This is a genomic window from Ruminococcus sp. AF17-1AC (genome assembly GCF_003461385.1).
GTDB classification, from domain to species: Bacteria; Bacillota; Clostridia; order Oscillospirales; family Ruminococcaceae; genus Hominimerdicola; species Hominimerdicola aceti.
In genome coordinates, this window is sequence record NZ_QTWZ01000008.1 from 18,325 (window position 1) to 31,260 (window position 12,936).

The following is a 12,936-nucleotide window of genomic DNA, read 5'->3' on the forward strand; positions in this document are numbered from 1 at the left end:
ATAAAATTTTATCTTCTTGAAGCCTTTTTCTTTGCGCTGCCTGTTTTTGAACCTGCATGTGACTTCTTTGCCTGATGTTTTTTCCAATGTACCCACAGTGTAGGTGCGATACAGTTAGAAGAATAGACACCTGATATCATACCGATGATAAGTGGGAAAGCAAAGCTCAGAATAGATGTTACTCCGCAGATTATGCAGACGATACAAACTGTAGCCATAGCAAGAACTGTTGTAACAGTTGTATGGATAGAACGTCCCATTGTCTGAGTAATGGAGAGGTTTACAAGATCCTCAAGCTCCATTTTGTTGCCAAGGAGATTTTCATTCTCTCTGATTCTATCGTAAATGATGATAGTTGCGTTGATAGAATATCCAAGGATAGTCAGCAGAACTGCCATAAAGTTTGCGTTGATGTCAAATCTGCATATTACAAAGCAGCCATAGACCATGCACATATCGTGTGCAAGGGCAACTACTGAGAACACACCTGCTGAAATACCGCCTATCTTCTTAAATCTGAAACCGATATAAATGATAGTGATGACCATTGCCAGTGCACAAGCAGCAAGGCACTTGAAGAAGAAGTTCATACCGCTTGAAGCTGCAACGTCGTTTGACTCATAAACTTCTATGTTATTATCAGGAAAATCCTTTTCAAGGGCTGTTTTCAGGGTATTCTGTTTATCATCGCTTATACCCTTTGTTGATGAGAATTTTATCTCTACTGTCTTTCCTGCGTTTCCTGTGTTTTCGCCAAGAGTTACTGTACATTTATCTCCGATACTGTCAGAAACGGTATTTGAAACGTCAGAAGTTTTTATATCGCCCTCATAGGTATAAGTCAAAACTGTACCGCCTTTGAACTCGATAGCCACGTTAAGACCTATAACGAATGTAAGAATGATAAAAATTGCGATAAGTGCACATGATATGGAATAAAATAACTTGCTGTGACCCACAACATTCAGGGTCTTTCTTTCTTTACTCATTTATTTCAGCACCTCCGTAAAGCTTGCGTTTCTTAAAGCACTTGAACTTTGAGAGGGACGAAAGCATAAGTCTTGAACAGAAGATACCGAATACAAAGTTCAGGAGGATACCTACAAGGAGAGTATATCCAAGTGAATAGATAGTACCTGCTGTGCTTGCGCCGAATACTGAGAATACAGGGCTGAGAAGTGTTCCGAAAACGCTGTCTGTAGGTCCGAAGGCACCCATAAGGATTATTGCAACGAATACTACTGTGATGTTTCCGTCGAATACTGCGCTCCATGCTCTCTTATAGCCAAGCTCTATAGCTCCGTTAAGGGTCTTGCCGTTGTTAAGCTCTTCCTTTATTCTCTCGGCTGTGATAACGTTAGCGTCAACGCCCATACCGATAGAAAGGATAATACCTGCGATACCAGGGATAGTCAGCGTAAAGCTGTCGATATTTCCAAAGAAGCCTGTGATACAAGCAATAGAACCTATTACCTGACCTATAAGTGCGATAGACGCAACAAAGCCCGGCAGCTTATAGATAACGATGATATATGCAGCGATAACGATAAATGCGATAAGTCCTGCGATGACCATTGCATTTTTTGCACCCTCACCAAGTGTAGGTGAAATGATGTTCGTGCTTGTTGTTTTAAGGTCGAATGGGATAGAACCTGCATTTATCTTATCTGAAAGAGCTTTTGCAGAATCATATGTGAAGTTGCCCTCGATAACGCACTCGCCGTCAGTAATAGCTGAATTTACGCTTGGGGCAGAAATGCACTTATCGTCCATCCAGATAGAGATAGAGCCTTTTCCGGCAAGCTCAGTTGTAGCATCGGCAAAAGCTTTTTTACCGCTGTTATTGAGTGTCAGGCTTACAACATACTTGATATTTCCTGTAGTTTCGTCCTGAGTTTGTCTTACCTCAGCCTTTTTAACGTCATTTCCTGTAAGCACCTGCTCGCCTTTTTCTTCTTTACCCTTTCTGAATACAAGCTTTGCAGTTTCGCCAAGCTCAGAAACGGCAGCCTCAGGGTCAAAGCTTTCTTCGTTAGCCTGCCATGGGAATGAAACCATTACCTTATTTTTCTTATAGTCTACATAGACCTCGCTGTCTGTGATATTAAGGCTTACAAGTCTTTGCTCGATAACAGCCTTTGCAGCGTCCATTTCTTCCTTTGTAGCGTCGTAATTATCGGCAGGTTCAAACGTAGCATTTACGCCGCCCTGAATATCGATACCCCAGCGGATATCTTCAACTCCCTTGATATAGCTTGTTTTTATATCTCCGTACTGAGTATGTATTCCTGCATAAGTAAGATATCCAAATGCAATTATACACAAAAGCACGATAAAAAACACGGGTTTTTTAACTTTTCGCACCTTTAATCCTCCTGATAAATTTATTAAGCCCAGAGGCTTTTCTGCCGTCATGGCACAATACGCCCATAACGAACACATTCACCTTATAATTATAAAACGTTTGATACAAAATGTCAATAGTTTTTATGAAATTCGCACTGTTACTTATATCATGATAATATTTCATCTATGAAAAAAGTTCTCTCAAAACCTGTTTCAAAAGCCTGTTTTAAAGGGGCTTTGTCTTGACAAAATCTCCTTTTAGTGATATTATTAAAAGGATAAATATTGCGACGTAAGGAAATTTTTTTGCGTCAGCTAAAAGGAGTATGTAAAATGATAGATATTAAGCTTATCCGTACAAATCCTGAGCTTGTCAAGGAAAACATCAAGAAGAAGTTTCAGGACGAAAAGCTCGTTCTTGTTGACGAGGTGGCTCAGTTTGACGAGGAATACAGAGCAGCCAAGACAAAGGCTGACGAGCTGAGAAATAAAAGAAAGGTAATGAGCAAGCAGATAGGCGGTCTTATGGCTAAGGGTCAGAAGGACGAAGCTGAGAAAGTAAAGGCTGAGGTATCCGCTATCGGTGCTGAACTTGACGCTATGGCTGAAAAGGAAAAAGACCTTGAAGCTAAGATACGTGAGAGAATGCTCGTTATCCCTAACATAATCGACCCAAGCGTTCCTATAGGCAAGGACGACAGCGAGAACGTAGAGATCGAAAAGTTCGGCGAGCCTGTTGTTCCTGACTATGAGATTCCATATCACGTTGACATTATGGAAAGCTTTAACGGCATTGATCTTGACAGTGCAAGAAGAACATCAGGAAACGGCTTCTATTATCTTATGGGCGACATTGCAAGACTTCATTCTGCAATTCTTTCATATGCAAGAGATTTCATGATAGACAGAGGTTTCACATATTTCATCCCTCCTTACATGATACGTTCAGACGTTGTTACAGGCGTTATGAGCTTTTCTGAAATGGAAGGCATGATGTACAAGATAGAGGGAGAGGATCTTTATCTCATCGGTACTTCTGAGCATTCAATGATAGGCAGATTTATCGACACTATCATTCCAGAGGGTGAGCTTCCAAAGACTCTCACAAGCTATTCACCATGCTTCAGAAAAGAAGTTGGCGCACACGGTATTGAAGAGAGAGGCGTTTACAGAATACACCAGTTTGAAAAGCAGGAAATGATAGTTGTCTGCAAGCCTGAAGATAGCATGGCATGGTATGACAAGCTGTGGCAAAATTCTGTTGATTTCTTCCGTTCACTCGATATCCCTGTAAGAACACTTGAGTGCTGCTCAGGCGACCTTGCAGACCTCAAGGTAAAGAGCTGTGACGTTGAGGCATGGAGCCCAAGACAGAAGAAGTATTTTGAAGTTGGTTCATGCTCAAATCTTGGCGACGCACAGGCAAGACGTCTTGGCATAAGGATAAAGGCAGAGGACGGCACAAAGTATTTTGCTCACACTCTTAACAACACAGTTGTTGCACCTCCAAGAATGCTTATCGCATTCCTTGAGAACAATCTCAATGCTGACGGAACAGTTAATATCCCTGAGCCACTGAGAATGTACATGGGCGGCAAGGACAAGATAACAAAGTAATAAAGTACGAAATATAAGAAAACGGACAGACGAAAAATCGTTTGTCCGTTTTTTTGATATTCCCACAACATAGGCAAACAAAAAAAAGAGGCGACCAATGGTCGCCTCAAAAAAAATCAATAATTCATCGCCAAAGGCGATACCTTAATTCCTCATTCCTCATTCAAATTAGAAGCGTCGTTTCTTTCTCACGATAAGAACGATAATGAGAATTATCACAACAAGCAGTCCTGCCGCAGAACCGATAAGAAGCGGTCTGTTTGTGTAGAACAGTACCCAACGGCTCGTTGTTACACGAACGTTGTCAAAGGTCTGCTTGCTTGAGTTGCCTGCCATATCCTTGTAGGATACCTCAACGCTGAGCTCTTCACCGTTGTTTGCGTTTATCGAGAATGTGAATGGCTCTGCGCTCTTTTGCATTTGCGTTACTTGGTCTGTATCCCAGCTGTATGCGTCCTCGCCGTTTATCTTTACTGATACCTCGGAAAGTGCAACGTTGTCTGTAACGCTCATTTTTACGTCTTTCTTTGCGGTGTTGTATACCTTGCCGCTCTCAAAGTCTGATACTACGCAGACAGGAGCCGTGGTGTCTACCGCAAAGCTAAGCTCTGCGCCCTTGCTTGCGCTGTCGGAAATGTTCTCAGCCTTATCTGTGGAAACGACTGCAATGTTGTATACGCCGTCGTCCGCAAAGACATCACGCTCGATAGTGTACTTGTACTGATACCATTCGCCATCCTTGCTGACCTTTTCACGCTTATATCCGCTCTTGTCAAGGTCAAGGTTCTTGTTGTCTCTGAACACATTTATTGTGGTATCCTGCGGAAGAACTTCGTCAACGTTGGTCTCATAGATCACAACTCTCGAGGGAGCTACAAGATACTTGCCGTTGTTATCGGCGGTGTTTTCGTCGAATGTGAATACTGAGCCGTTTCGGTTTACAGAGAACGTCATAACCTCTTCGCCGTCGAATTTTACGTCCTTGCCGTTGATATCAGCGGCCTTGCAGATGTTTTCAGATTTGTCCTTTACTGTGCAGTAAAGTGTGTAAATTCCGTCGTCCTTGAGGTCGTCAAAGGTGAAAGTCTCTCCGCCATCCTTCTTTTTCTCGGTCGGCTTGAGGGTGTTTTCCTTATAGCCCTTTTGGTCTGCGGCGATGTACTTGAGGTAAACGTCCGCAGAGCTGAGATTGATGTCAGCCGCCGTAACGCTAAGGCTGAGCTTGTCGCCGTTGTTTGCTGAATTTGGCTCAATGCCGCTTATTGCGAGGGTCGGCTCTGTGTTGTCGATAGTGAAGCTGTATGAAGCCTGCTGAGCGCACTCGTTGCCTGCCTTGTCACGACCTGTAACTGCAACTGTGTAATCTGCGTCCTTTGTGAAGCTTATCTCGGCGGTATGAGTATCGCCCTTTGACTTCCACTTGCCTATTGTCGGCGTCTCAACGACCTTGCCGTCCTTTGTGGAAGTGAGGGCTATCTTCATACGCTTTTCATCAAAGTTGTGCTCGTTTACTGTGACTGTGCAAAGTCTTGAACCGCTGTAAAAGCCCTTTTCGGCGATCTTTTTGTCAAATGTCACATCAATGGCAGGTCTTATCTTGTCGATCGTGAAAGACTTTGGCGACTTTGAGTTGCCGAAATCTGCGTCCTTTGCGACGTTTGAAGCATTATCCGTGCAGGATATATCAAATGTATAATCGCCGTCAGCAGAGAATGTGACTTGTGCTGTGTGAGTAGTTTGATCTGGGTCTGCGCTGTTTTCATTTGTCGTCCAGCCGCTTATCTTAGGGGCTGTGGAAGAAGACTGTATGCTTATCTTCACCTTATCGGGATCGAAATTGCGCTCTCTGATAGTGATGTGCGCTGTTCTGTCGCCCTTATAGATATCCGTATAGGAAGCGTCGGGGTTATTGTTGTCATATGCGACTGTGATAGTCGGCGCTGTAGTGTCGATTTTAAGGCTTATGTTCTGTGTGGAATAATTTCCGCTGTTGTCATAAGCTGTGACCTCGACTGTGATATCATTTGAATTGTTCTGTGCAGAGTCAACTGTTATGCTGCCTGTCCAGCCTGTTGAAAGGTCGCTCTTTCTTGTGTCGTCCTTTGCTGTGAAGCTGTAAAGGGTGCCGCTCTGCGTAACTCTGCCGCCGTTTCTTACACGATAGGAAACTGTTTTAAGTCCCGAATAAACGTTATTTTCAGCGATAGCTTCCTTTACGCTGATGTTTACAGGTACAGAGCCGTTGTAAATTTTAGAGCTGTTCGTGCCCGAAATTGCGATAGAAGGGGACTTTGTATCAACTATAATGCCGTTTGTGTTTATGTAGCTTACGTTGCCTGTCAAGTCTGTTATCTTTGCATACACGACAGACTGAGTATTGTTGTCAAGTGTGATATCTGAGCTGTTTTTCCAGCCTGTTTCACTTGAAAGTTCGCCGATAGTCTTTTCATCATATGCGATGATATACTGAGCGGACTCAACGCCGCTGAGGTTGTCTGCTGACGAAAGGCTACCATCGAGAGCCTTATCGCTGAAGCGTGAAAATGTTATTCCACCAAAGAAGCCCGACCAATCTGAAACGCCGTTTATTGAGATAGTGCCTGTTGGTGCGGTCTTGTCGATTACAAAATCGCTTACGGCTTTCTGTCCGCTTGTGATATCTCTTGATGAATTTTCCGCAAGATCCTTGCAGGAAACGCCGAAGGTGTAATTCTTTTCGTCTGAGAATTTTATCTCGGCAGTATGGGTATCGCCGCTATTTTTCCACTTGACGGACTTTGAATAGCCCTCGCCTGTGAATGTTACCTTGTCGGCGTCAAAATTGCGCTCTGTGATGGTGATAGTTGCGGTACGGTCACGGCCGAAATACTTTGCATTTCTTGCGTTGTTGTTATCAAACTGAACCTTGACTGTTGGCGCTGTTTTATCGATAACAAAGCTTTCTGAGAATTGATCTGCTGTGTTGCCGATCTCGTCCTTTGCATCTACGGAAAGGTTGTAAACGCCGTCGGCTGTGAAGTCATATTTTGTGGTGTAATAAGACTGTCCGCCCTGCTCTTTATAGGTATAGCCAAGCTCCTTGAAAGTCTTGATGGTCTTTTTGCCGTCCTTTGTGACGATAACGAAAGTTTTATCCTCTGAGAAATCGGCTGTGGAAACTGTTATCTCAGCCTTTCTCGCCTTGCTGTAATATGTTGCAGAGCCGTTTGAAGCGCCGTTTTTGTTGTCATATTTTACGGCTATCTTAGGCTTTGCGCTGCCGATAATGATAGTGCAGTTTTTGTCATCGCCTGCGGTGTTTTCCGAAAGCACATAGGTGTTAGTATTGCCACAGTTGTCTGTTACATAAAGGGTCAAAGTGCCATAGAAAACTGTATCGTCCTTGAAAGGAAATGTGACTTTAACAGTGCTGCTGCCTATCTGTCCGTCAAGAGATATTACTTGGCTCTCATAGCTTTGAGTTGTGCCTTCCTTGCCCTTGACAGGGGTGAACTCATAGTAATATTCTTTAAGTCCGCTGACATTATCCGTGAGAGCGATATCAAAGCTTATATCCTGTGAGGACTTTATCTTGCCGTTATCGTCTGCAGGGATATTGTGTGAATTGCGGAGATATTCGACCTCCGGCTTTGTTTTATCCACATAAAATTCGATCGTCTTTTCGTCGCTGTGGCCAACTTCGTCCGCCGCTATCATCTTGATAGTGTACTTGACTTCTTCATTTGCGTTTACTGTGAAATCGTAAACCGAACCGTTCTTTTTACAGCTGTAAACGCCGTCTGTATTGTCCAAAAGCTCCTTGACTGTGAACTGCTCATACTCTGCTTTCTCAGCGGTCTGCTTTGTGATATAGAGCACGGAATTTTCATAGTTAAGAAAATCTTCCGTTACGTTAAATTCGGCTTTGCTTTCCGAATTATAATAATTGTCCTTTACATTGTCGCCCGAAATAGTCATATCGGAGATAACAGGGTTTGTGGCATCTACGGCAAAAAACTCATTGCCTTTGAAATTTGTGGTGATCGTGTCAGAAACATTTCCTGCCTTATCATACAAAACAAGGTCTATCTTGCCTGCAAAGTCCGCCTCAATTCTAATGTCAACATACTTGCTGCCCGTCTGTTCATCGATTTTGATATTCTGCTGGTCAAATTCAAAGGACTGTGAGGAATACTTATCGTCATAGCCCTCAGCCTTTTCGCAATTGACCTGCGCTTTTGTTATACCACTGACATTATCGGAGATATAAAGCCTTAACATTCTCTCGCCCTTAACGAAAACTGTGTCATAAAAGCTTGAGAAATAACAGTCGTCAGTTGCCATTCTTTCAAATTGCGGAGCTGTGCCGTCAACACAGATATTGTTGACTCGATAAGTGAACCTGTCGCCCTTATCTACTTTATATGCGCCCGAAATGAGGATATAATTGTAATTGCCCTGATCGGCTGTGAAGCTTACCTCGCCGTTTTTAAAAGTCTTTCGCTCGACAGAGCTGTCCTTTACAAGAAGAACTTCGCACTCGTCTGCGATTGGGAAAGAATTTTCGGTATTGATCTTGAAAGTAAAGTCCTGTGTTTTAGACTTCGGGTTGAAAAACTCTCCGCCCTTTACTTCTTTGCCGTCGGCATAAAGCTTTATTTCAACGTTGCGATCGTTATACTCAACTGTGAAAGTCTTTTCAACAGGAGCGTTTGAGCGATCCTTTGCGGAGATAGTGAGCTTATAAACGCCCACTTCATTGAAAATTATCTTTTTATCTAAACCTGACTTATATCCCGTAAGGTCGATATCCGTTGTTTTGCCATTAATAGTATAAAAAGCTTTCACCTCTGCAAGGTTGTCATCGGAGGCCTTGAAATAGAGGCAGTTATCTCTTATTGCAACAGAAGCCTTATCTTCAATTGACTGGAGGTCGCCGTTTTGGTCGATAAAAAGTCCAAGCTCTGGGGCAATGTTGTCCCACTCGATAGACTTTTTAAGGCTGCACTTTCTGCCTGACTGGTCTGTATAGGATACTTCTATCTCGGTGTTTTTATAACCATCGCTCTCCAGCGGTATTCTGAAAGTATGTACATTGCTTTCACCGCTGATCTCACCGCTTATATCCTTAACTTGAACAGACTGAACTGCTCCAGTATTTTTAACGCTCACGTCCAAATTATTATCAGAACTGAAAGCGTCTTTTCCATTCCATATGTCCTTGACTGTGAAATAAAAATATTTGCATTTGGAATTCCTATAAAGCTTTTCACCATTCTTGCTGTCAAGCTTTTCGAGGTCTGTTCCTGCGGTCATTTCTGGGGCGTTTAAGTCGATATTAAAATCTATCCTGTCCGTTGTGAGGACTTTATCACCCTTCTTGACTTTCAGGTCAAGACTATATTTATCTTCCTGATCGAATGTCTTGCCGTAATAACTATCACAATTTTCGCCGTTGATCTCAAGATCTGTGCCATCAACAGGTGAAAATGTCACGGCGCTGTGATACCAGTCAGAGGAAACTTTCTTGCCTGTGATATTGTAATATGTATCGGTAAATTTGAAAGTTTTCTCAGCTCCTGCGCTGCCATTATTGTCGTATGCCTTGACTGTTACAGTTCCAACATAGTCCTTAGGGTCGAGTGTACATTTGCCGCTTGCCTTGTTATATCTAAGCTCAACGATTTTGTTATCAGTACACACATTGAGGGTGTTCTCGGCTTCGGCAGGATAATATGAAATATCAAAGTCAATGACCTTGTCCTTTGGATACCATATGCTTGCAGGGTCGTTGATAGAAACGCTGCCTATGACGATATTTTCAGTTATTGCTGTGACAGTCATATCTTTCGTTACGTTTTCGATCGTATAGCTGTAAACGCCGTTGTCAAAGTCCGTATCTTCGGCCTTTATCTCTTTTATCTCGTCGTTGTCTATCTTAAAGCCTTTGAAACTATAATACTGCGCAGGCTTGAAATTCACCACCGCAGATTTGCCGTTAAAGACCTTGATAGTATTATTGCCGCCGATAAATTCGCCGTTTTCGCCCTCGAGTTTGATCTCAAAGCTCTTGGTTTTTTCGTCAAAAGATTTCGCCGTTATAAGCTGCACTGAATAGTTCTCATCGGCCTTTGTCATTTTTATGGCAACAGCCCCCGAAAGCTTTATCTCTTCGCCTGTTTCACCATAGAAGCTTTCTTTCTGCTTGAATTTCAGCTTGTAAAAATAAACGTCGTCAACTTTTGTGCTCTTATCGATAAGCTTGTCCCATTCGTTTTCTTGACTGAGTTTGAGATAAAATTTTGAGCTGTTCTCCTCGTCAGCCTCGATATCGAACTTGACGTCGTCGCTTTCAAAGCCCACATAGTCGGAAAGTTCTTCCACTGTTAAAGCCTCGCTATGCCCATTGTCCTTAAATATGGCCGAGCCGAAATCAAGCATTACCGAGTCGTCAGTAACGGTCACTTGACAAAGGCGTTCCTTTATACTGTCGTTATCCTTTACATTCCCATCCGACTGGTCAGCACCAGCGAAAACGTCTGTTGTGCACATTGAAAGCACAAGCACAGAGGCTGTCATAAAGGAAGTCACTCTTTTGCCGAGCTTAAATTGCTCTTTGTAAGCAATTTTTTGTTCTTTGCACTTCATATACTTATTTTTCCTCTCCTTTTTCAAATTTCCTATCCTAAATTGCAAAAAATCGCAATTTTAAATCGCATTTCCATCACAAAGGGTTATATCCTCGCAGACCACAAAGGCTATCTGTGTATTTTGCATATTTTGATCTTGCTGCATATCCTGCGCTTGCGGCTGAGCAGCGTTTGCGCTTACGCCTATGACAGTAGTTTCGCCATAACCAGCGCCGAGCACCGTTGTCTCGCCGACGGGCTGGAGCACGGTGGTCTGACTTTGGGACATATCATACGCCATAAGCTTGTCTGTCATATTTTTGTTGTCAATGCTGACAGCTTTGAGCCCGCCGCTGACTTTTGGAAGCTCTTTGGTGGTGGTGATATTCTGCTTGTTTTTCAGCTTTTTGACTGCATTTTTCTGGGCGAGACCCGAAAGCTCTGATATGACTTTGCTTATCCTCAGCAGGAAAAACAGCAGCACCGCCGTCACAAACAGCGCACCAGCCAGCACAAAGCTTATCACAGACAGCAGACTAAGATTTTCAACGCTCATTCTTTATCCACCGCCTTTTCAGTTTCGTCTGTTTTATTTGTATCATCTGAATTATTATCAGCATAAGCCGTTGTTATCTTTGTTTTTGCTACCTCAACAGCTTTTTTTGTTTCAAGCTTCAATGAAGTGAGCTTTTCCGAGCTTTCAGAGATATCATCAAGGCTTTGCTCTATCTGCTCAACGGCTGAAAGGATATCGTCTTTTTTCACGCCGTCAGAGGCGAACTTGTCGCCATACTGCTCAACGGAATTTAGTATCGCATTGTAAAGCTCCAGCTGGACTATCTCAGCCTCGTCACCCGACTTTATAAGTTTCAAAAGGGACTGATAATTCTTGAACAGCGTTTTATACTCGCCAGAATCGTTTGCTTCCGTTCTAAGCTGGTCTATCTGCGCATAGAAATTGCCGATATCACGATAGATAAGCGCCATATTGTACTTGCTGAAAGTCTTGTCAGAATACTTTGCGGCGTTATCGAACCAGCTTCTTGCCGATCTCATTCGGATTATCTTGTTCGAGTCCTCGTCGCCGGAACTGTTTTTGCCGTAGGAATAATAATACCAATAAAGCTTGCCCGTCTCAAAGCATATCTCGCCATATGTGGCTGGGGCTTTTTTAAGCTCCTCCTCGTTCTTGTTTATGATATTCACAAGAAGCTGCTCCTCGTCAACGGAATATTCCGAATCTGACTTCATTGCCAATATAAGTTCAAGGTAGGCAGTTTTGTCCGCTGGCTTTATCTCTATCGCAGTCTGACAGATATCCATTTTCTGTGTTATATCCGCAGTCTGCTTTTCTTCTTCGATAAGATGTGCATAGTTGTTATTGCGCTTTGAATTTGCCATGTGGTCAAGGACAAGACCCGATGTCAAAAACGCCGCTGACAAGACTAAAGTCAGCGAAAAAGCGAACAATCTGCGCTTTTGCTTTTTTCTGTACATATCGTCGAACTTGTCGTAATTTTCGATATCATACAAAAGCTCCTCGCAGGACTGATAACGCTGGGCAGGGTCTTTTTCGACGCATTTGAGTATTATCTTTTCAAGTCCCGATGAAAGCTCGGGGCGTATCTCTCTTATGGGGCGCATTTCATATGGCGGCTCGCAGGGGCTTTGTCCTGTCAGCAGATGAAAAAGCGTTGCACCAAGTCCATAGATATCAGTTCTTGCGTCGGTCTGACCCTGTCCGCCGAACTGTTCGGGGGCTGCATAGCCGACTGTTCCAAGGCAAACTGTATCTGAAACGTTGCGCTCTTTAAATTCTCTTGCCGTACCAAAGTCGATAAGCATAACTTTGCCGTCAGGTCTGAGCATAATATTTTCGGGCTTGAGGTCACGGTATATTATCGGCGGCTTTCTCGAATGGAGATAGATAAGCACATCACAGAGCTGTTTTGCCCATTCTATGACCTTATCCTGCCGCTGTGCGCCGTATTCTTCAAGTTCCTTTTCCAGCGATCTGCCTTCGACATAATCCATTACAATAAGAAAAGTGTTATCGTCCTCGATTATATCCACTATGCTTGGCAGATTTGGGTGGTCAAGCTTTTTAAGCAGATCAGTCTCAACGATAAGGCTTTGCTTTACGACTTGAAAGTCCTTTACGCCGTCCTTTCTGATCTCCTTTATAGCCCATTGCTTGTTGGCCTTTTCGTTCATCGCAAGATAAACGACGCTCATTCCGCCCTGACCTATTTTATTGAGTATTTTATATTTGCCGTCAATAACGGAACCGATCGTCAACATATCTGCAAACTCCTAAACTTTCCAATTTATATGATTTTCAATTTTATAACAAAGCTATATGATC

The 12,936-nt window shown here is 43.1% G+C and carries 6 protein-coding genes; 1 reads left to right on the top strand and 5 read right to left on the bottom strand.

What is annotated here, in order from left to right; all coding sequences use genetic code 11:
* Positions 1 to 8: 8 nt before the first annotated feature.
* Together secF and DWW81_RS07040 are read right to left on the bottom strand one after the other, a co-directional pair.
* The gene (gene secF, locus DWW81_RS07035; RefSeq protein WP_117897090.1) at positions 9 to 989 is read right to left on the bottom strand and encodes a protein translocase subunit SecF; all 981 of its coding nucleotides are present in this window, start codon (positions 987 to 989) and stop codon (positions 9 to 11) included.
* On the bottom strand, positions 982 to 2,364 hold the full coding sequence (locus DWW81_RS07040; protein WP_117856982.1) for a SecD/SecF family protein translocase subunit: 1,383 nt from the start codon (positions 2,362 to 2,364) through the stop codon (positions 982 to 984). Before DWW81_RS07040 ends, secF begins: the two co-directional genes overlap by 8 nt.
* 315 nt (positions 2,365 to 2,679) lie before the next feature.
* On the opposite strand from DWW81_RS07040, the gene serS reads away from it, so the two are divergent.
* Positions 2,680 to 3,963, top strand: coding sequence for a serine--tRNA ligase (serS, locus tag DWW81_RS07045; RefSeq protein WP_038670146.1), 1,284 nt, complete (start codon positions 2,680 to 2,682; stop codon positions 3,961 to 3,963).
* Positions 3,964 to 4,131: 168 nt separating this feature from the next.
* On the opposite strand, the gene DWW81_RS07050 is transcribed toward serS, so the two are convergent.
* The 3 genes from DWW81_RS07050 to DWW81_RS07060 are packed head-to-tail and all read right to left on the bottom strand — an operon-like array spanning position 4,132 to position 12,872.
* The gene (locus tag DWW81_RS07050; protein ID WP_117897091.1) at positions 4,132 to 10,590 is read right to left on the bottom strand and encodes an Ig-like domain-containing protein; all 6,459 of its coding nucleotides are present in this window, start codon (positions 10,588 to 10,590) and stop codon (positions 4,132 to 4,134) included.
* A gap of 60 nt (positions 10,591 to 10,650) precedes the next feature.
* Positions 10,651 to 11,127, bottom strand: a complete 477-nt coding sequence (locus tag DWW81_RS07055) for a hypothetical protein (protein WP_117897092.1) — start codon at positions 11,125 to 11,127, stop codon at positions 10,651 to 10,653.
* Positions 11,124 to 12,872 (bottom strand): serine/threonine-protein kinase, encoded by a 1,749-nt coding sequence (locus DWW81_RS07060; RefSeq protein WP_117897093.1) that lies wholly within the window; start codon positions 12,870 to 12,872, stop codon positions 11,124 to 11,126. The genes DWW81_RS07055 and DWW81_RS07060 overlap by 4 nt, the downstream gene beginning before the upstream one ends.
* Positions 12,873 to 12,936: the final 64 nt, after the last annotated feature.